14 protein-coding genes are annotated in these 19,714 nt (G+C 71.9%); 7 read left to right on the top strand and 7 right to left on the bottom strand.

All coding sequences use genetic code 11. The annotated features are described in order from the left end of the window. Positions 1-37: 37 nt before the first annotated feature. Together MPE_RS04315 and MPE_RS04320 are read left to right on the top strand one after the other, a co-directional pair. The gene (locus MPE_RS04315; RefSeq protein ID WP_011828465.1) at positions 38-334 is read left to right on the top strand and encodes a DUF4212 domain-containing protein; all 297 of its coding nucleotides are present in this window, start codon (positions 38-40) and stop codon (positions 332-334) included. Continuing rightward, complete coding sequence (locus MPE_RS04320) at positions 327-2,426, top strand: sodium:solute symporter family protein (protein WP_011828466.1); 2,100 nt, start codon at positions 327-329, stop codon at positions 2,424-2,426. Before MPE_RS04315 ends, MPE_RS04320 begins: the two co-directional genes overlap by 8 nt. Positions 2,427-2,451: 25 nt before the next feature. Here MPE_RS04320 and MPE_RS04325 read toward each other — a convergent pair whose 3' ends face one another. The 4 genes from MPE_RS04325 to MPE_RS04340 all read right to left on the bottom strand — a co-directional run bounded on the left by MPE_RS04325 (position 2,452) and on the right by MPE_RS04340 (position 9,429). After that, a complete protein-coding gene (locus MPE_RS04325; protein WP_083767936.1) occupies positions 2,452-3,942 on the bottom strand; it encodes an efflux transporter outer membrane subunit in 1,491 nt (496 codons plus the stop codon). A 40-nt stretch (positions 3,943-3,982) separates the two neighbouring features. Next, on the bottom strand, positions 3,983-7,225 hold the full coding sequence (locus MPE_RS04330; protein WP_011828468.1) for an efflux RND transporter permease subunit: 3,243 nt from the start codon (positions 7,223-7,225) through the stop codon (positions 3,983-3,985). A gap of 63 nt (positions 7,226-7,288) precedes the next feature. Beyond that, complete coding sequence (locus MPE_RS04335; protein WP_011828469.1) at positions 7,289-8,518, bottom strand: efflux RND transporter periplasmic adaptor subunit; 1,230 nt, start codon at positions 8,516-8,518, stop codon at positions 7,289-7,291. After that, on the bottom strand, positions 8,515-9,429 hold the full coding sequence (locus MPE_RS04340; RefSeq protein WP_011828470.1) for an alpha/beta hydrolase: 915 nt from the start codon (positions 9,427-9,429) through the stop codon (positions 8,515-8,517). Before MPE_RS04340 ends, MPE_RS04335 begins: the two co-directional genes overlap by 4 nt. Positions 9,430-9,595: 166 nt before the next feature. Between MPE_RS04340 and MPE_RS04345 the strand changes: the two genes are divergently transcribed. Together MPE_RS04345 and MPE_RS04350 are read left to right on the top strand one after the other, a co-directional pair. Beyond that, positions 9,596-10,537, top strand: coding sequence for a LysR family transcriptional regulator (locus MPE_RS04345; protein ID WP_011828471.1), 942 nt, complete (start codon positions 9,596-9,598; stop codon positions 10,535-10,537). Between the two features lie 264 nt (positions 10,538-10,801). Further along, positions 10,802-12,079 (top strand): MFS transporter, encoded by a 1,278-nt coding sequence (locus MPE_RS04350; protein ID WP_011828472.1) that lies wholly within the window; start codon positions 10,802-10,804, stop codon positions 12,077-12,079. Here the strand turns inward: MPE_RS04350 and MPE_RS04355 are convergent. Further along, positions 12,043-12,513, bottom strand: coding sequence for an Lrp/AsnC family transcriptional regulator (locus MPE_RS04355; RefSeq protein WP_011828473.1), 471 nt, complete (start codon positions 12,511-12,513; stop codon positions 12,043-12,045). The genes MPE_RS04350 and MPE_RS04355 overlap by 37 nt on opposite strands. Positions 12,514-12,634: 121 nt before the next feature. Between MPE_RS04355 and mdeB the strand changes: the two genes are divergently transcribed. Further along, positions 12,635-15,310: an alpha-ketoglutarate dehydrogenase gene (gene mdeB, locus MPE_RS04360; RefSeq protein WP_011828474.1), complete on the top strand. Its 2,676-nt coding sequence runs from the start codon at positions 12,635-12,637 to the stop codon at positions 15,308-15,310. Positions 15,311-15,340: 30 nt separating this feature from the next. Here mdeB and MPE_RS22675 read toward each other — a convergent pair whose 3' ends face one another. Next, entirely contained in the window at positions 15,341-15,604 is a 264-nt protein-coding gene (locus MPE_RS22675; protein WP_011828475.1) for an SRPBCC domain-containing protein, read from the bottom strand. Positions 15,605-15,690: 86 nt separating this feature from the next. Here MPE_RS22675 and hmgA point away from each other — a divergent pair, with 86 nt between their 5' ends. After that, a complete protein-coding gene (gene hmgA / locus MPE_RS04370; protein ID WP_041929920.1) occupies positions 15,691-16,998 on the top strand; it encodes a homogentisate 1,2-dioxygenase in 1,308 nt (435 codons plus the stop codon). Positions 16,999-17,020: 22 nt separating this feature from the next. Here hmgA and MPE_RS04375 read toward each other — a convergent pair whose 3' ends face one another. After that, positions 17,021-19,183: a PQQ-dependent dehydrogenase, methanol/ethanol family gene (locus tag MPE_RS04375; RefSeq protein ID WP_011828477.1), complete on the bottom strand. Its 2,163-nt coding sequence runs from the start codon at positions 19,181-19,183 to the stop codon at positions 17,021-17,023. 258 nt (positions 19,184-19,441) lie between these two features. On the opposite strand from MPE_RS04375, the gene MPE_RS04380 reads away from it, so the two are divergent. Continuing rightward, complete coding sequence (locus tag MPE_RS04380) at positions 19,442-19,705, top strand: ferredoxin reductase domain-containing protein (RefSeq protein ID WP_011828478.1); 264 nt, start codon at positions 19,442-19,444, stop codon at positions 19,703-19,705. The last annotated feature ends 9 nt before the right edge of the window (positions 19,706-19,714 follow it).

Below are 19,714 nucleotides of genomic sequence, written 5' to 3' on the forward strand. Positions count from 1 at the left end.
GCGGCGCTGCAGACGCGCCGCAACGCAGGAGCAGGGCATGGAGGGACCGGCGGACCCCGAGCGCCCGAGGCAGGCGCGCCACTGGCGGCGCGTGCTGCGCCTGACGGCCGCGCTGGTGGCGCTGTGGGCCGGCGTCACCGTGCTCTTCCCCGGTCTGGCGCAGGTCCTGCCGGACAGCGTGGCCGGCTTTCCGCTCGGCTACTGGATCGTGGCCCAGGGCGCGCTGCTGGTCTACCTGGCCATCGTCGTGGGCTATGCGCTGACGATGGAACGGCTGGACGCGCGCTTCCACGCCGACGAGCCGGCGCCGCCCGGGGAGCGCGGGCTTGGCTGATCCGGCCCGCGGCTTCGAGCGCCGGCTGCACCGCATCTACGGTCTGTTCGCGCTGGGCGTGCTGGCCTTCGTCGCGCTGGTCGGCATGGTCGATCGCGGCGGCGGCCGGCACGGCTGGGTGGGCGCCACCTTCCTGATCGCGACGATCGGCGTCTATGCCGTCATCGGCCTGCTGTGCCGCACCACCGACGAGACCGAGTACTTCGTCGCCGGCCGGCGCGTGCCGGCGATGTACAACGGCATGGCCACCGCGGCCGACTGGATGTCGGCCGCCTCCTTCATCGGAACCGCCGGCGTGCTCTACCTGCAGGGCTTCGCCGGCCTCGCCTACATCCTGGGCTGGACCGGCGGCTACTGCCTGGTCGCGGTGCTGCTGGCCCCCTACCTGCGCCGTTTCGGGCAGTTCACCATCCCCGATTTCCTCGGCGCCCGCTACGGCGGCTCGCTGCCGCGCCTGGTCGGCGCGGCAGCGGCGGTGCTGGTGTCCTTCGTCTACCTGGTGGTGCAGATCTACGGCGTGGGCCTGGTCACCTCGCACCTGGCCGGCTTCAGCTTCGAGATCGGCGTGTTCGTCGGCCTCGGGGGCGTGCTGGTGTGCTCCTTCCTCGGCGGCATGCGGGCGGTCACCTGGACCCAGGTCGCGCAGTACATCGTGCTGATCGTGGCCTACCTGGTGCCGACGGTGTGGCTGTCGGTCAAGCAGACCGGCAACCCGGTCGCGCCGTTCGCCTACGGGGCGCAGTTGCAGCAGGTGAGCGAGCGCGAGCGCCAGCTCGTCGCCGACCCGCGCGAGCGCGAGGTGATGGCGCGCTATGCGCAGCGCGCCGCCCAGGCCGACGCCAAGCTCGGCAATGTGCGGGCCAGCATGGAAGAAGACGACCGCCAGCTGTCGGCGCAGATCGCGCAGTTGCGCGCCGAGGCCGCGCCGCTGGCCCAGATCCAGCAGCTGCGGCGGATGCAGGCCACGCTGCCGCGCAACGAGGAAGACGCTCGCGAGAGCTATGTGAAGGCACGCGACGAGGCCGCTGCCCGGGCCCGGCCGCTGGGCGGGCTGCCGCCGCATGCCGGGCCGGTGCGCACCGTGGCCGACGGCACGGATGCGCCGCCCGGCAGCGCCGATGCGACGGAGAGCTCGGCCCGGCGCAACTTCCTCGCGCTGGTGCTGTGCCTGATGGTCGGCACCGCCGCGATGCCGCACGTGCTGATGCGCTGCTACACCACGCCGTCGGTGCGCGCCGCGCGGCGCTCGGTGGGCTGGGCGCTGTTCTTCATCCTGCTGCTCTACCTGATGGCACCCGCGCTCGCGGTGTTCGTGAAGCACGAGGTGCTGACGCACGTGGTGGGCCTTCGGTTCAGCGAGCTGCCGGGCTGGCTGCTGCGCTGGTCGCGGTTGAGCGGCTCGCTGGTGTCCGTGGAGGACGTCAACGGCGACGGACTGCTGCAGTTCGGCGAGCTCAAGTTGAGCAGCGACATGATCGTGCTGGCCGCCCCGGAGATCGGCGGGCTGCCGAGCGTCGTGACCTACCTCGTCGCGGCCGGCGGCCTGGCCGCGGCGCTGTCCACCGCCGATGGCCTGCTGCTCACGATCTCCAACTCGCTGTCGCGCGACGTGTACTACCAGTCGGTCAACCCGCAGATCAGCCCGGCGCGCCGCGTGCTGATGGCGAAGATGGTGGTGCTGCTGGTCGCGCTGCTGGCGGCCTATGTCGCGTCGCTGCACATCGCCCAGGTGGTGCCACTGGTCGCGGCGGCGTTCTCGCTGGCGGCCGCGGCCTTCTTCCCGGCGCTGGCGCTGGGCATCTTCTGGCCGCGCGCCAACGGCATCGGCGCCTCGTCCGGCATGCTGGCCGGCCTGGGCCTGTGCGTCTACTACATGGCGGTCAACTTCGAGATGGGGCGCGCGCTGTTCGGGCTGGGCCCGCCCTCGGTCGCGACCCGCTGGTTCGACATCCATCCGGTCGCGGCGGCCGTGTTCGCGGTGCCGTTCGGGCTGGCGGTGGCGGTGGTCGTGAGCCTGCTGACGAAACCGCCCGACGCCGAGCGGATGCGCTGGCTCAGGAACCTGCACACGCCCCAGCCCGGCGAGCGCTGAGGCCGCGACCGACCCGCCTCGCCGCTCAGCTGCCGACCGCGGCCTGCCCAGGCGCGACCGTGCCCACCACCCCGGCCGGCGCGTCCCACGCGCCGCCCAGGGCGCGCACCAGGCCCACCGTCGCCTGGTACTGCGCCGAACGCACCTGCAGCGCCTGCCGGCGGTTGGCGAGTTCGCTGCGCTGCGCGTCCAGCAGGTCGAGCTGGCTCACCAGGCCGTTGCGGTAGCGCGAGCTCGACAGCACCGTCGCACGGCTCGCGGCCGCGACCGCGCGGGCCTGCGCGCTGTCCTGATCGGCCAGGTAGCGCAGCGCCGACAGCTGGTCCTCGACATCGCGGAACGCCACCAGCACCTGCTCGCGGTAGCCGGCCAGCGCAGCGTCGAGCTCGGCGCTCGCGTTCTGCACGCCGGCCTCGCGCCGGCCGCCGTCGAACAGCGGCAGCGACAGCAGCGCGCCGATGCCCCAGGAGCGCGCCGACCACTGGAACAGGTCGCCCAGCTCCGGCGATGCGACGCCGCCCGAGGCGGTGAGCGAGAGGTTCGGGAACCAGGCCGCCTTCGCGACACCGACGCGCGCCTGCGCGGCCAGCATCGCCTGCTGCGCGGCCGACACGTCGGGACGCCGTGCCAGCAGCGTGCTCGGCACGCCGGCCGGGATGACCGGCAGCGCGCTGCGCCAGTCCGCGATGTCCACGTGGAAGTCGGATGCCGCTGCGCCCACCAGCACTGCCAGCGCGTGCTCCAGTTCCGCGCGGCGGCGGTCGAGCGCCAGCGCCTCCGACTCGGTCGACGCCACCTGGGTGCGCACCCGTGCCACGTCGAGCTCGGCGATGTCGCCGGCGTTGAAACGACGCTCGATCAGGCTCAGCGTGTCGCGGTAGGCGGTGACGGTGTCGCGCACCAGTGCGCTTTCCTCGTCGAGGGCGCGCAGCGCGAGGTAGGTCTGCGCCACGTCGGCCTGCACCAGCAGGCGGGTGCTCTGCAGCAGCGCCTCGCGCGACCGCGCGTCCAGCGCGGCGGCACGGCTGGCGCCAGCGAGGCGGCCGAACAGGTCGACCTCGTAGCCGAGGGTGGCGCCAGTGCTGATCAGCGTGCCCGGCCGTGGGCCGGCGCCGGCCTCGGTACCGCGCGTGACGCCGGCACCGACACCGACCTGCGGCGCACGGTCGGCGTCGGCCGCGCGCACCAGCGCGCGCGCCTGGGCGAGCCGCGCCGCAGCGGTCTGGATGCTGTTGTTGGCCTGGCCGGCGCGCTCCACCAGCTCGTCGAGCGTGGGGTCGGCGAAGGCCTTCCACCACGTGCCGCGCGGCTGCGCGTCAGCCGGGGCGGCCGTGGTCCAGCGGCCGTCGCCTTCCTTGAAGGCCACCGGTGCGACCGGCAGCGCCGCGGGGTCGATGGCGGGGGCGGTGGCGCAGCCCGCCAGCACCAGCGCTGCGAACAGCGGGGCCAGCACGGCCCGAGGCAGCCGCGGCAGGCGGCCGGCGAGGGAGGGCAAAGGAGGAGAAGGAAGCTTCATGACGTTCTCTGCTCGGAAGGAAGTGCAGCGGTCCGCTGCTTCAGTCGTGGTGGGCCACCGGCGCGGCCGGCAGCGGCTTCAGGCTCGCGCCACCGGTGCCGGGGGTGCCGGCAAAGGCCTCGGCGTGCGGCACCTCGCCGTGCTGCGTCAGCGGGCGGTTGCCGGCCAGGCGGCGCAGCAGCACATAGAACACCGGCGTGAGGAAGAGGCCGAAGGCGGTCACCCCGATCATCCCGGCGAACACCGCGACGCCCATCGCCTGGCGCATCTCGGCACCGGCACCGCTCGACAGCACCAGCGGCAGCACACCCATCACGAAGGCCAGCGACGTCATCAGGATCGGGCGCAGCCGCAACCGGCTGGCCTCGATCGCCGCCTGCACCGGCGTGCGGCCGGCGAACTCCAGCTCGCGCGCGAACTCCACGATCAGGATCGCGTTCTTCGCGCTCAGCCCCACCAGCACGATCAGCCCGATCTGCGTGAACACGTTGTTGTCGCCGCCGTCGAGCCACACGCCGGTCATCGCCGCGAGCAGACCCATCGGCACGATCAGGATGATGGACAGCGGCAGCGTCAGGCTCTCGTACTGCGCGGCGAGCACCAGGAACACCAGCAGGATCGCGAGCGGGAACACCCACATCGCCGAGTTGCCGGCCAGGATCTCCTGGTAGGTCAGCTCGGTCCATTCGTAGCTGATGCCCGGCGGCAGTGTCTCGGCGGCGATGCGGTTCACGGCATCCTGCGCCTGACCCGACGAGTAGCCCGGGGCCGGGCCGCCGTTGATGTCGGCCGACAGGTAGCCGTTGTAGCGCATCGCGCGCTCCGGGCCGAAGCTCGGCTGCACCGTCATCAGCGCCGACAGCGGCACCATCTCGCCCGAGGCCGAGCGCACCTTCAGCAGGCCCACGTCCTCGGCGCGCGCGCGGTGCGTGGCATCGGCCTGCACGCGCACGGTGTAGGTGCGGCCGAACTTGTTGAAGTCGTTGACGTACAGCGAGCCGAGGTAGATCTGCATCGTGTCGAACACGTCGGTCACCGCGACGCCGAGCTGGCGCGCCTTGGTGCGGTCGATGTCGGCATAGAGCTGCGGCACGTTGACCTGGTAGCTCGAGAACAGCCCGGCCAGCTCGGGCGCCTGCTGGGCCTTCGCCATGAAGGCCTTGACCGCGCCGTCCATCGCCGCGTAGCCGAGCGAGCCGCGGTCCTCGAGCTGCAGCTTGAAGCCGCCCGTGGTGCCCAGGCCCTGCACCGGCGGGGGTGGGAACATCACGATGAAGGCGTCCTCGATCTGCGAGAACTGGCGGTTCAGGTCGGCCGCGATCGCCGCGCCGCTCAGGCTCGGGTCGCGCCGCTCGTCGAAGGGCTTCAGCGGCGTGAACACGATGCCGGAGTTGGAGCTGTTGGTGAAGCCGTTGATCGACAGGCCGGGGAAGGCCACCGCGTGCTCGACGCCCGGCGTCTTCAGCGCGATGTCGCCCATGCGGCGGATCACGTCCTCGGTGCGGTCGAGCGTGGCGCCGTCGGGGAGCTGCGCGAAGCCGATCAGGTACTGCTTGTCCTGCGCCGGCACGAAGCCGCTGGGCACGGCCTTGAACAGGCCCACCGTCACCGCCAGGAACACCAGGTACACGCCGATCATCACGGCCTTGCGCGAGATGGCGCGCGTGACGCCGCCGCTGTAGCCCTCGGCGCCGCGCTTGAAGGCGCGGTTGAACAGCGAGAAGAAGCGGCCGAACACGCGGTCCATGCCGCGCGTCAGCGCATCCTTCGGCGCGCCGTGACCCTTCAGCAACATCGCGGCGAGCGCCGGCGACAGCGTGAGCGAGTTGATCGCCGAGATCACCGTGGAGATCGCGATCGTCAGCGCGAACTGGCGGTAGAACTGCCCGGTGAGCCCGCTGATGAAGGCCAGCGGCACGAACACCGCGATCAGCACCAGCGCGATCGCGATGATCGGTCCCGAGACCTCGCGCATCGCGCGGTAGGTGGCGTCTCGCGGCGACAGGCCGGCCTCGATGTTGCGTTCCACGTTCTCGACCACCACGATCGCGTCGTCCACCACGATGCCGATCGCCAGCACCAGGCCGAACAGGCTCAACGCGTTGATCGAGAAGCCGAACAGGTGCATCACCGCGAAGGTGCCGATCACCGACACCGGCACCGCCAGCAGCGGGATGATCGACGCTCGCCAGGTCTGCAGGAACAGGATCACCACCAGCACCACCAGCGCCACCGCCTCGAGCAGCGTGTGGATCACCGATTCGATGGAGGCGCGCACGAACTGCGTGGGGTCGTAGACGATCTCGTAGTCCACGCCCTCGGGCATGTACTTCTTGAGCTCGGCCATGGTGGCGCGCACCTGGTTCGAGATCTCGATGGCGTTGGAGCCCGGCGCCTGGAAGATCGGCACCGCGACGGCCGACTTGTTGTCGAGCAGCGAGCGCAGCGCGTACTCGGCCGCGCCGAGCTCGATGCGGCCCAGGTCGCGCAGCCGCGTCACCGCGCCGTCGGCGCCGGTCTTGACGATGATGTCGCCGAACTCCTCCTCGTTCTGCAGCCGTCCCTGCGCATTGATCGACAGCTGCAGGTCCACGCCCGGCAGGCCCGGCGAGGCGCCCACCACGCCGGCGGCGGCCTGCACGTTCTGCTGGCGGATCGCCGCCACCACGTCGCTGGCCGACAGGCCGCGCTCGGCCACCTTCTGCGGGTCGAGCCAGACGCGCATCGCGTAGTCGCCCGAGCCGAACAGCTGCACCTGGCCCACGCCGTCGATGCGCGCCAGCCGGTCCTTGACGTTGAGCACCGCGTAGTTGCGCAGGTAGGTCATGTCGTAGCGGTCGTTCGGCGACAGCAGGTGCACCACCATCGTCAGGTCCGGCGAACTCTTCACGGTGGTGATGCCGAGGCGGCGCACCTCCTCCGGCAGCCGCGGCTCGGCCTGCGAGACGCGGTTCTGCACCAGCTGCTGGGCCTTGTCGGGGTCGGTGCCGAGGCGGAAGGTGACGGTCAGCGTCATCAGGCCGTCAGTCGTGGCCTGGCTGCCCATGTAGAGCATGCCTTCCACGCCGTTGATGGCCTCCTCGAGCGGCGTGGCGACCGTCTCGGCGATCACCTTGGGGTTGGCGCCCGGGTACTGCGCACGCACCACCACCGAGGGCGGCACGACCTCGGGGTACTCGGAGATCGGCAGGCCGCGCAGCGCGATCAGGCCGGCGATCAGCATCAGCAGCGACAGCACGCCGGCGAAGATCGGCCGATCGATGAAAAACTTGGACAGGTTCATGGCTCCCTCCCTCGGGGATACGGCGGAGACGCCGGGGGTCGGGACCCCGGTCGGTTCAGGTCATCAGGATTGCGGGGCCGCGTCGCTGCGCGCCTGCAGCTCGGGCTTGGCGTCCATCGCCACCGGCTTGGGCGCGACCAGCGCGCCCGGACGGATGCGCTGCAGGCCGTTGACGACGATGCGCTCGTCGGCCTTCAGGCCGTCGGTCACGACGCGCAGTCCGTCGACGTGGGCACCGAGCCGCACCTCGCGGTACTCGGCGCGGTTGTCGGCGCCGATCACCATCACGAACTTCTTGCTCTGGTCGGTGCCGACCGCGCGCTCGTTGACCAACAGCGCGCTGCCGTTGCGGGCCTGGCCCATGCGCAGCCGCGCGAACTGGCCGGGCATCAGACTGCCGTCGGCGTTGTCGAACACGGCGCGCACGCGCACCGTGCCGCTCTTCGCGTCGACCTGGTTGTCCACCAGCTGCAGCTTGCCGAGCCGCGGCGTGTCGCTGTTCGCGGCGGTGCCCATCTGCACCGGGATGCGCTCGAGCTGGCTGCGCGCGCTTGCGCCGCTCGGCAGATCCTTCAGCGCGCGCGCCACCACCTGCTCGTCGGCGTCGAAGCTCGCGTAGATCGGGCTCACCGACACCAGCGTGGTCAGCACCGGCGCGCCGGGGCCGGCCGCCACCAGGTTGCCGACGGTGATCTCGAGCCGGCCCACGCGGCCGGCCACCGGCGCACGCACCTGCGTGTAGCCGAGGTTCAGGCGCGCCGACTGCAGTGCGGCCTGCGCGGCGCGCAGGCTGGCATCGGCCTCGAGCTGGCCGCTCACGCGCTCGTCGTACTCGCGCTGCGCGATGGCGCGCTCGTCCCACAGGCGCTGGGCGCGGTCACGCTCGCTGCGCGTGTACGCCACGCGCGCCTGGGCGGCGACCACCTGCGCCTCGGCGCGCTCCACGTCGGCCGCATAGGGCGCCGGGTCGATGGTGATCAGCAGCTCGCCCTGCTTGACCAGCGCGCCCTCGCGGAAGTGCACCGACTGCACCGCGCCGGCCACGCGCGAGCGCACGTCGACCCGTTCCACCGCTTCGAGGCGGCCGGAGAACTCGTCCCACGCCGCGACCTGGCTCTGCACGACGGTGGCCACCGAGACCGGCGTCGCCGCGGGGGCGGTCGGTGCCGGGTTGGCCTCGGCGTTGGGGCTGTTGAGTCCGAAGAAGGCGGCCGACACCGCGATCAGCGCGGTGAGGGCGGTGCCGGCGGCCCACAGGCGGCGCGGGCTGGGAGAGGAAGAGGGCTGGTTCATGAGAGGCTCCCGGGGCGGCGGTTCTGGATGGAGGAAGACGCGGAAACTGGAACGGCGGCCGGCGCATGAGCGCGCTGCAGAAAGGCCTGGAACTGCCCGCGGACCACGGGCGCCCAGGCGGCCTGCGCGCCGGCGGGCTGCTTGCAGGCGCAGGGCCAGCCGGTGGGTTGGTCGAGAAACGCCTCATCGACCTCGACGCCGGCGTCGCGCAGCCGCCGTGCATAGGCCCGCGCCTCGTCGCGCAACGGGTCGTCCTGCGCGGTGATCAGCAGCGTGCGCGGCACGCCGGTCAGCCGCATCGCCGAAGCGGGCGCCGCATACGGGTGGTCGGCGTCGGCGGCGCCGGGCAGGTACTGGTGCCAGCCGTCGGCCCACAGGCAACCGACGGGGCCGGCATCGGCATCGCGCAGCGAGGCGGTGGCCACGCAGGGATCGAGCATCGGCGACATCAGGATCTGGCCGGCCAGCGGCGGGCTGCGCCGGTCGCGCGCCATCAGTGCCACGGCCGCGGCCAGGTTGCCACCCGCCTCTTCGCCGGCGACCCAGACCGTCGCGCTCTGGCCGGCCAGCCGGCTGCGGTGGCGGTGCATCCAGGTGAGCGCGGCGTGGCCGGCCTCGATGGCGGCGGGGAAGGGGTGGGCGGGCGCCAGCGGGTAGTCGAGCGACACGACCACCGCGCCGGCCTCGGCCAGCAGGCCGGCGACCGTGGCGCCGCTGTCCAGCCCGCCAGCCACGAAGGCCCCGCCGTGGAAGTGCAGCACCAGCGGCGCCGAGCGGCCGCGCGGGCGGCTGCCGTAGACGCGCGCCTTCAGCGGTTCGCCGGCGCCGACTGGAATCCACTGGTCTGCCCAGGCCAACGCGCCGCCAAGGGGCGGAGCGAGCGGGGCGGGCAGGGAAGGGGGGGTGGACATGTGGACCTCGGGCCGCCGGAGCGGCATGAAGCGTGTTGCGATGCAGCAGAAGATAGTGGCGGTCGTTGAAACAATAAATAGCCGCATTGCTCATGCTTTGTTTCACCAACGCAATAATCCGGCCGCCGCATCGGTGCGGCATCACCAGCGCGGGGAGGCGGCGCCCATGGACAAGTTCTCTGCGATGCAGGCCTTCGTGCGCGTGGTCGAGGCCGGCAACTTCACGAAGGCGGCCGACTCGCTGCAGCTGCCCAAGCCCACGGTGACGAGGCTGGTGCAGATGCTCGAGGCGCAGCTGCAGACCAAGCTGCTGAACCGCACGACGCGGCGCGTCACGGTCACACCCGACGGCGCGGCCTACTACGACCGCGCGATCCGGCTGCTGGGCGACATCGACGAACTCGAGTCGAGCATGTCGCACGCGAAGACCAGCCCGCGCGGGCGGCTGCGCATCGACGTCGGCTCGTCGGTCGGCACGCTGGTGCTGATCCCGGCGCTGCCGCAGTTCCATGCGCTCTATCCCGACATCCAGATCGACCTCGGCGTCAGCGACCGCCCGGTCGACCTGCTGAGCGAGAACGTCGACTGCGTGCTGCGCGGTGGCGAGCTGATCGACCAGTCGTTGGTGGCGCGTCGCGTCGGCGAACTGCAGTTCCTGGCCGCCGCGTCGCCCGATTACCTGAAGCGCCACGGCATGCCGCGCCATCCGCGCGAGCTCGAGTCGGGCGCGCACGCGGTGATCGGCTTCTTCTCGGCGCGCACCGGCCGGCAGTACCCGTTCGACTTCCACAAGGACGGCGAACGCATCGAGGTGGCCGGCCGCTACGTGCTGTCGGTCAACGACTCCAACGCCTACGTGGCGGCCGGCCTAGCCGGACTCGGCGTCGTGCAGGCCGCGACCTTCATGCTGCAGACCCACATCAGCCGCGGCGAGCTCGAGCCCGTGCTGGCCGACTGGTGCTCGGAGCCGGTGCCGATCCACGTGGTCTACCCACCCAACCGCCACCTCAGCGCCAAGCTGCGTGTGTTCGTCGACTGGGTCGCGGAGCTGTTCGCGCGCGACGACCTGATGCAGCGCAGGAGCAGCCTGCCGCGCGTGCGTCGGTAGCACTGCAGACTGCGGCGCGTGCCACATGCTGGCACGCGGAGGTCGACATGGCTGAGCAGATGACGCACAGCGCACGCTGACGCTGCAGCGCAGACGCGCGCATTGCAGAGGAGGACTCTGCGTCGCGTTCACAACGCATTCGGGCCGCGGAGCTCAGCGCATCAGAAGATGGCTCGCGTTGCAGCCGGTCCGTCCTCCGGTTAGCACGCTCTGCAAAGGCCTGCGGCGACCGGGACTTGCTGCGACGCAACACAATGCGTCGCGATGAATCCTTCGCCCACCGATCTCCTCTCCGCCGCCGGCGCGTCGGCGCCGGTGGCCCGCAGCGATCCGCCGTTCTGGACGGCCATCGTCGCGCTCGGCGTCGGCGGCTTCGCCATCGGCACCGGCGAGTTCGTGATCATGGGCCTGCTGCCCGAGGTGGCCCGTGACCTCGGCGTGAGCATCCCGCAGGCCGGCCACGTGATCAGCGCCTACGCGCTGGGCGTGGTGGTCGGTGCGCCGGTGCTCGCGGTGCTGGCCGCCGGCTGGCCGCGGCGTCGGCTGCTGATGGCCCTGATGGCGCTGTTCGCGCTGGGCAACTTCGCCAGCGCGCTGGCGCCGGGCTATCTGTTGCTGAACGCGCTGCGCTTCATCGCCGGCCTGCCGCACGGCACCTACTTCGGTGTGGCCGCACTGGTGGCCGCCTCGCTGGCGCCACCCGACCGCCGCGCCGGCGCGGTGGGTCTGGTGATGCTGGGCCTGACCAGCGCCACGCTGGTCGGCGTGCCGATCGCGGCCTGGATGGGCCAGCACTGGGGCTGGCGGTCCGCATTCGTGCTGGTCGGTGCGATCGCCGCGCTGGCCTGCGTGCTGGTGCGCCGCGGCGTGCCCGACCTGCCGGCGGCGCAGGGCGCGAGCCCGCTGCGCGAGCTGGGCGCGCTGGCGCGGCCCCAGGTGTGGCTCACGCTGGGCATCGGCGCCATCGGCTTCGGCGGCATGTTCGCGGTGTTCAGCTACATCAAGCCCACGCTGACCGAGGTATCCGGCCTGCCGCTGGGCGCGGTGCCGGCGGTGCTGTCGCTGTTCGGCCTGGGCATGGTGGCCGGCAACCTGGTGGGCTCGCGGCTCGCCGACCGCGCGCTGATGCGCACGGTGGCCGGCCTGCTGCTGTGGAGCGCGCTGGTGCTGGGCTCCTTCGTGTTCACCGCCCACCACCCGGTCAGCGCCGCGGCCAGCGTGTTCCTGGTCGGCACCGTGGTGGCGCTGGCGCCGGCGCTGCAGATCCGCCTGATGGACGTGGCCGGCGACGCGCAGACGCTGGCCGCCGCGCTGAACCACTCGGCCTTCAACATGGCCAACGCGCTCGGCGCCTGGCTGGGCGGCGTGGCCATCGCCGCCGGCCTGGGCTGGGCCTCGACCGGCTGGGTCGGCGCGCTGCTCGCGCTGGGCGGGCTGGTGGTGTTCGGCCTCGCGCTGCGGCAGGACCGGCGCGCGCGCCGCGCGGCGGCCGTGCCCGGCGGCGCTCAGCTGCCGGCGGCCAGCGGCAGCGCGGTCTTGTAGCGCACCTGCTTCAGCGCGAAGCTGGAGCGGATCTTCTCCACCTGCGCGATCGGCGACAGCTGTTCGAGGATGAAGCGCTCCAGCGCCGCCATGTCGGCCACGGCCACGCGCAGCAGGTAGTCGGCGTCGCCGGTCATCAGGTAGCACTCCATCACCTCGTCGCGCGCGCACACGCTGGCCTCGAAGGCCTCCAGCGCGGCGCGGTTCTGCTGCTTCAGGCTGATGGAGATGAAGACGTTGAGGTGCAGCCCCAGCGGCGCCGGGTCGAGCAGCGCGACGTAGTGGCGGATCACGCCGGCCGCCTCCAGCGCGCGCACCCGCGCCAGGCAGGGCGAGGGCGACAGGTGCACGCGGCGCGCCAGCTCCACGTTCGACAGGCTGCTGTCGCGCTGCAATTCGGCCAGGATGCGCAGGTCGAGGGTGTCGGGTTTCATCGTCGTGCCGTCAAATCAAGGAGTCGCAGCACTTTATGCGGTAAATCGGGCCGCCGGCACCGTCTTTCGGTGGCATCTGCGGCCTCCGCAGGCGCACAGTGCAGGGCAGAGGAGCCTTGCCATGACCCAAGTGTTCGAACCCCTGCTGTTCCAGGCCGCCGCCGCCGACACCGATCCCGCCGAGACCGCCGAGTGGCGCGATGCCCTGGCCGCGGTGCTGGCCGCCGCCGGGCCGGAGCGCGCGCGTTTCCTGCTGGACCAGCTGGCCGCGCAGGCCAGCGAGCCCGCCATCGCCTGGCAGCCGCGCGGCGGCGGCTCGCCCTACGTCAACACCATCCCGGTCGAGCGCCAGCCGCGCTTCCCCGGCGATCTGGCGATCGAGGAGCGCCTGGCCTCCCTGATGCGCTGGAACGCGCTGGCGATGGTGGTGCGCGCCAATCAGGCCTACGGCGAACTCGGCGGCCACATCGCCAGCTACGCGAGCGCGGCCGATCTGTTCGAGGTCGGCTTCAACCACTTCTTCCGCGCGCGCAACGCGCAGCAGGGTGGCGACCTGGTGTTCTACCAGCCGCACTCGGCGCCCGGCGTCTACGCGCGTGCCTTCCTCGAAGGCCGCCTGAGCGAGGCCGACCTGGCCCACTACCGGCAGGAGCTCGCCGCGCCGGCGGCCGGCGCGCAGGGCCTGTCGAGCTATCCGCATCCGTGGCTGATGCCCGAGTTCTGGCAGTTCCCCACCGGCTCGATGGGCATCGGCCCCATCAGCTCGATCTACCAGGCGCGCTTCATGCGCTACCTGCAGCACCGCGGGCTGCTGCAGACCGAGGGCCGCCGCGTCTGGGGCGTGTTCGGCGACGGCGAGATGGACGAGCCCGAGAGCATGAGCGCGCTCACGCTCGCCGCGCGCGAAAAGCTCGACAACCTCACATGGGTGATCAACTGCAACCTGCAGCGCCTGGACGGCCCGGTGCGCGGCAACGGCCGCATCATCGACGAGCTGGAGGCGCTGTTCGCCGGCGCCGGCTGGCAGGTCATCAAGCTGGTGTGGGGCTCCGACTGGGACGGCCTGTTCGCGCGCGACACCCACGGTGCGCTGCGCAAGGCCTTCGCCGGCACCGTGGACGGCCAGTTCCAGACCTTCGCCGCCAAGGACGGCCGCTACAACCGCGAGCACTTCTTCGGCCAGACCCCCGAGCTCGCCGCGCTGGCCCAGGGCCTGACCGACGAGCAGATCGACCGGCTGCGCCGCGGCGGCCACGACATGGTGAAGATCCACGCCGCCTACCACGCGGCGATGCAGTGCCGCGGCCGGCCGGTGGTGATCCTGGCGCAGACCAAGAAGGGCTACGGCATGGGCGAGGCCGGGCAGGGCCGCATGACCACGCACCAGCAGAAGAAGCTCGACCGCGACGACCTGATCGCCTTCCGCAACCGCTTCGCGCTGCCGCTCAGCGACGAGCAGGCCGCGAGCCTGGCGTTCTACAAGCCGGCCGACGACAGCCCCGAGATGCGTTACCTGCACGCGCGCCGCGCCGCGCTGGGCGGCCAGATCCCGGCGCGGGTGGCGCAGGCGCCGCAGCTGGCGGTGCCGCCGGTGGCGCGCTGGGGTGACTTCGCGCTGAACGCCGACGGCAAGGAGATGAGCACCACCATGGCCTTCGTGCGCATGCTCACCGCGCTGCTGAAGGACGCGCAGCTCGGCCCGCGCATCGTGCCCATCGTCGCCGACGAGGCGCGCACCTTCGGCATGGCCAACCTGTTCAAGCAGATCGGCATCTACTCCAACCTCGGCCAGAACTACGAGCCCGAGGACATCGGCTCGGTGCTCAGCTACCGCGAGGCCACCGACGGCCAGATCCTGGAGGAGGGCATCAGCGAGGCCGGTGCGCTGAGCTCCTGGGTGGCCGCGGCCACCAGCTACAGCGTGCACGGCGTGCCGATGCTGCCGTTCTACATCTACTACTCGATGTTCGGCTTCCAGCGCGTGGGCGACCTGATCTGGGCCGCGGCCGACCAGCGCGCGCGCGGCTTCCTGCTCGGCGCCACCGCGGGCCGCACCACGCTGGGCGGCGAGGGCCTGCAGCACCAGGACGGCTCCAGCCCACTGCAGGCGTCGACCGTGCCCAACTGCCGCACCTGGGACCCGGCCTTCGCGGGCGAGGTGGCGGTGATCGTGGAGCACGGCATGCGCCGCATGCTCGAGGAGCAGGCCGACGAGTTCTTCTACCTGCTGCTGATGAACGAGAACTACGCCAACCCCTCGCTGCCCGAGGGTGCGGCGGCCGGCGTGCTGAAAGGCCTGTACCGCTTCCGGCCGGCGCAGGGCAGGAAGGCCGCGCAGGTGCGCCTGCTCGGCTCCGGCGCGATCCTGCGCGAGGTGCTGGCCGCGGCCGAGCTGCTGCGCAACGACTACGGCGTGGAGGCCGAGGTGTGGAGCGCCACCAGCTACAGCGAGCTGCAGCGCGAGGCCATCGAGGTGGAGCGCCACAACCGCCTGCAGCCGCAGGCGCCGCGCCGCCGCAGCCACGTGGCGCAGTGCCTGGCCGGCAAGGCGCCGGTGGTGGCCGCGAGCGACTACGTGCGCGCCTGGCCGCAGCTGATCGCACCCTACGCCGAAGCCTCGCGCTTCGTGGCGCTGGGCACCGACGGCTTCGGCCGCAGCGACACGCGCGAGCAGCTGCGCCGCCACTTCGAGGTGGACCGCGCGCACATCGCGCTGGCGGCGCTGGATGCGCTGGCGGACGCGGGGAGCGTGCCGCGGGAGGTGGCGGTGAAGGCAGCGGGGCGGTTGGCGGGCTGAAGCGCGTCCCGCGGCGGCGCGGGATTCATCTCAACCGAGCAAGCGCCTGAGCCACGCCACCAAGCGCGCCCAGACCCCCTGGGCCGGCGCCTCGGTCGCTGGTGCGGCCACCTCGGCCGCCGCCGGATAGCGCGCCGCCAGCTGTGGCTCGAAGGCGGTGAAGAACTCGCCCGCCATCTTCTGCGTCGCCATGTCGATCAGCCGCGAGCCGAGCTGCGCGATCTTGCCGCCCACCTGGGCGTTGGCGGTGTCGTGCAGCAGCGTGGTGTGGGGCCCGGTGGACTCCAGCCGCACCGTGGCCCGGCCCTTGCCGTGGCCGGCGGTCCACCCGCAGCGGCCGCAGGGCCGCAGGCAGAATGCTCGGCGAGGACGGGACTTCGATGCACCACGCTCCCCTGCGCTACCAGAGCGGCTTCGCCAACCACTTCGAGAGCGAGGCGCTGCCCGGTGCGCTGCCGGTGGGCCGCAACTCGCCGCAGCGCTGCCCCTACGGTCTGTACGCCGAGCAGTTCAGCGCCACCGCCTTCACCGCGCCGCGCGCCGACAACCGCCGCAGCTGGCTCTACCGCATCCGCCCGGCCGCGATGCACGCACCGTTCGAGCCGTACGACGACGGCGGCCGGTTGGTCAGCGACTTCTCCACGCTCGCCACGCCGCCCGATCCGCTGCGCTGGAACCCGTTGCCGCTGCCGGCGGCGCCGACCGACTTCGTCGACGGCCTCGTGACCTGGGCCGGCCACGGCGATGCGGGCGTGCAGGCCGGCGCCGCGGTCCATCTCTATGCCGCCGACCGCTCGATGGAGCAGCGCAGCTTCTGCAGTGCCGACGGCGAGCTGCTGATCGTGCCCCAGCTCGGCCGCCACCGCTTCGTCACCGAGCTCGGCGTGCTGGAGGTCGAGCCGCAGGAGATCGTCGTCATCCCGCGCGGCCTGCGCTTTCGCGTCGAGCTGCCCGACGGCGCGGGCCGCGGCTACGTGTGCGAGAACCACGGCGCGCCGTTTCGCCTGCCCGACCTGGGGCCGATCGGCGCCAACGGCCTGGCGCATGCGCGCGACTTCCTCGCGCCGGTGGCGGCCTACGAGGACATCGACGGGCCGCACCAGCTGGTCACCAAGTTCATGGGCCGGCTGTGGTCGGCGGCGATGGATCACTCGCCGCTCGACGTGGTGGCCTGGCACGGCAACTGCGCACCGTACAAGTACGACCTGCGGCGCTTCAATGCCATCGGCTCGATCAGCCACGACCACCCCGATCCGTCGATCTTCCTGGTGCTGCATGCGGCCTCCGACACGCCGGGCACCAGCGCCATCGACTTCGTGGTCTTCCCGCCGCGCATCCTGGCGATGCAGGACACCTTCCGGCCGCCCTGGTTCCACCGCAACGTCGCCAGCGAGTTCATGGGCCTGATCCACGGCGTGTACGACGCCAAGGCCGAAGGCTTCCTGCCCGGCGGCGCGAGCCTGCACAACTGCATGACCGGCCACGGCCCCGACGCCGAGACCTTCGAGAAGGCGAGCCGTGCCGACCTGTCGCAGCCCGACGTGATCCGCGACACCATGGCCTTCATGTTCGAGGCGCGCCACGTCTGGCGCCCGACACCCCGGGCGCTGGCCTCGCCGCTGCGGCAGGCCGACTACGCGCGCTGCTGGCAGGGCCTGCGCCGGCACTTCGATCCCGCACGGCGCTGAGCGCGCCGCGCGGGCCGCAGCTTCATCGGTCCCGGGCCTTCGCAGCGGCCTGCGCGGCCGCCTCGTCGTCTCTCAGCTGACGCGCGCGATCGACCACATAGGCCCGGATCGCCTCGACGTCCTCGGCGGCGATGCGTCCCGTCCAGTTCGGCATGCCCTTGTCGGCCAGCGCGCCGCCCAGGACCACCGCATCCCAGGCGGACTTGACCGACAGCATCGGCGAGCGGCGCAGATCGGGGATCACGTTGGCGGCGTAGGTGCCGAAGCCGTGGCAGGCCGCGCAGTGTCCGTACAGTGCGGCGCCGCGCGACACGGTCTCGGCCGGCCACGTCTGCTCGGGCACATTGGGAGGCAGGAGCGGTCTGGTGTTGTCGGGCAGCACCGCCCGGCCATCGAGCTTGAAGGCCAGGATCCGTCCGTGCAGACCGACCTTGGGCGCGACGGCGAACGGCGCGTGCAGGGCGTTCGAGCCACCGAAGCCGGCCACGACCGCGACATACTGCTCGCCCCCGACCGCATACGTCATGGCGCCGGCGATGATGCCGTCGAAGCCCTGCCAGCTCCATACCTGCCGGCCGGTGTCGGCCGTGTAGGCCACCAGCCGGCCATCGGGCGTGCCCTGGAACACCAGGTTGCCGCCGGTCGCCAGCACGCCCGCCGACGCCAGGTTGCCGTGCTGGACCCGCCAGGCCTCCTTCTGCCGGACGGCGTCCCAGGCCACCAGCGCGCCGCGCGTCTGCATGGCCAGCAGGCGCCGATGCGACTCGCTGCCGGGGCCGGCGAAGGTGGTGGCCTCGATGCCGGTGTTCCAGGTGCCGCGCTGCGGCGAGTACTTGAAGTCGGGCGAGTAGTTGTAGTCGAGCGGCACGTCCTGCACCGGGATATAGGTGAGGCCGGTCTTCGGGCTGAAGGCCATGGGGTGCCAGTTGTGGGAGCCGAACGGCCCCGGCATGGCCCAGAACGACTTCTTCGTGCGCTCGTAGCGGGCGCCGGGCGCCTCGATCGGGCGGCCGGTCTTCAGGTCGATGCCGGTCGCCCAGTTGACCGTGGTGAAGGGCTCGGCCGAGATCAGCGCGCCGTCCTTGCGGTCTACCACGTAGAAGAAGCCGTTCTTCGGCGCATGGAGCAGCGCCTTGCGCTGGCGGCCCTGCAGCGTCAGCTCGGTCAGGATGATCGGCTGCGTGGAGGTGAAGTCCCAGTTCTCGCTCGGGGTCTCCTGGTAGTGCCACTTGTAGGCGCCCGTCTCCGCATCCAGTGCGAGGAGCGAACCCAGGAACAGGTTGTCGCCCTTGCTGCCCGAGCGGTGCTCCCAGCTCCAGGGGTTGCCGTTGCCGGTGCCGATGATCACCTGATCGAAGTCGGTGTCGTAGACGATGGCATCCCACGGCGTGCCGCCACCGCCGGTCTGCTTCCAGGCCCCGTCGTGCCACGTGCCGTAGGCCTTGCTCATCAGGATCGCGTCCGAGGCCGCGCCGTCGGGCTTGTTCTCGGGATTCGGCGTCATGTAGAAGCGCCAGGCCAGCGCGCCGGTCTCGGCGTCGTAGGCGCTGACGTAGCCGCGCACGCCGTACTCCGCGCCGCCGTTGCCGATCAGGACCTTGCCCTTGACCACCCGGGGCGCGCCGGTGATCGTGTACGGCCGGGTCTGGTCCACCGTGACGGTGGACCACACGAGCTTGCCCGTCTTCGCGTCCAGCGCCTCGAGCCGGCCGTCCAGGGTGCCGACGTAGACCTTGCCGTTCCACGCGGCGACGCCACGGTTGACCACGTCGCAGCAGGCGTCCGCGCCGCGGTCGCCAGGCACCTTCGGGTCATGGCGCCACAGCAGCTTGCCGGTGGCGGCGTCGTAGGCGTAGACCTTCGACCAGCTCGAGGTCGTGTACATCACGCCGTCGATCACCAAGGGCGTGGACTCCTGGCCTCGCGAGGTGTCGAAGTCGCCGTACCAGGCCAGCTTCAGCCGCGCGATGCTGCGCGTGTTGATCTGGTCCAGCGGGCTGTAGCGCGCCTCCTGGTAGGTGCCGCCGTGCGTCATCCAGTTGGCGGGCTCCTGGGCCGCGGCGGCCAGTCGCGCGGCGTTCACGGGGGTCGCCGGCGTGGCCGACGCGCAGGGACTGCCGGCCAGGGTCGCCGCGAGGATCAGAGGGGTCGCGCCATGGCGCAGGACGGCCTTCCATGAGTGCATGTCGAGGAGCTCCGTTGTGTTCGATGGGATGGGACCCGCCGACGCGGCAAGGCCGCATTGCGCCGCGGTGCGATGCATCGCGCCGGCGTCGTCGAGTCCGCCGGCCCTGCCGTTCCGCGGCGATGCGCGTGACCGGGGCTGGCGGCAGCGAAAGCGGGCTGCACGGTCGTCACCGTGCGCCTGCGTTGTGGAAATGATCCCTCAGGCTCGCGGCGTGGCGCCCACCCGTCGGGGTAGTTTGCGAAGCCGGGCTTCAATGTGGGAAGAATTCACCTGCATCGGCGTCGGCCTGGTGGTGAAGGGGCGCGGCGCTTCTTCGATCCGGCGTCGGCGTTGCAGGGCCTGCCGCCGCAGGCGCAGGTGTACTGCTGCGGCCCGACGGCGCTGATGGAGGCGGTGCGCGCATCGGTGCATGCGCCGGCCGACCGCAGCCTGCTGTCCGAGGCGCAGCGGCGGTCCGGGCGATCCATCATGGTCTGCGTATCGAGGGCACGCTCATCGGTCCTCGAGCTCGATCTCTGACCGGTGCTC

Origin of the sequence: Methylibium petroleiphilum PM1, from assembly GCF_000015725.1 — a bacterium.
In the GTDB taxonomy this organism is placed as follows: Bacteria; Pseudomonadota; Gammaproteobacteria; order Burkholderiales; family Burkholderiaceae_C; genus Methylibium; species Methylibium petroleiphilum.

Bases quoted from the DNA above. Each gene is read 5' to 3' on its own strand.
- MPE_RS04315 (WP_011828465.1), top strand. From the start codon at position 38: ATGGAGGGACCGGCGGACCCCGAGCGCCCGAGGCAGGCGCGCCACTGG.
- MPE_RS04325 (WP_083767936.1), bottom strand. From the start codon at position 3,942: ATGAAGCTTCCTTCTCCTCCTTTGCCCTCCCTCGCCGGCCGCCTGCCG.
- MPE_RS04330 (WP_011828468.1), bottom strand. From the start codon at position 7,225: ATGAACCTGTCCAAGTTTTTCATCGATCGGCCGATCTTCGCCGGCGTG.
- MPE_RS04335 (WP_011828469.1), bottom strand. From the start codon at position 8,518: ATGAACCAGCCCTCTTCCTCTCCCAGCCCGCGCCGCCTGTGGGCCGCC.
- MPE_RS04340 (WP_011828470.1), bottom strand. From the start codon at position 9,429: ATGTCCACCCCCCCTTCCCTGCCCGCCCCGCTCGCTCCGCCCCTTGGC.
- MPE_RS04345 (WP_011828471.1), top strand. From the start codon at position 9,596: ATGGACAAGTTCTCTGCGATGCAGGCCTTCGTGCGCGTGGTCGAGGCC.
- MPE_RS04350 (WP_011828472.1), top strand. From the start codon at position 10,802: ATGAATCCTTCGCCCACCGATCTCCTCTCCGCCGCCGGCGCGTCGGCG.
- MPE_RS04355 (WP_011828473.1), bottom strand. From the start codon at position 12,513: ATGAAACCCGACACCCTCGACCTGCGCATCCTGGCCGAATTGCAGCGC.
- mdeB (WP_011828474.1), top strand. From the start codon at position 12,635: ATGACCCAAGTGTTCGAACCCCTGCTGTTCCAGGCCGCCGCCGCCGAC.
- hmgA (WP_041929920.1), top strand. From the start codon at position 15,691: ATGCACCACGCTCCCCTGCGCTACCAGAGCGGCTTCGCCAACCACTTC.
- MPE_RS04375 (WP_011828477.1), bottom strand. From the start codon at position 19,183: ATGCACTCATGGAAGGCCGTCCTGCGCCATGGCGCGACCCCTCTGATC.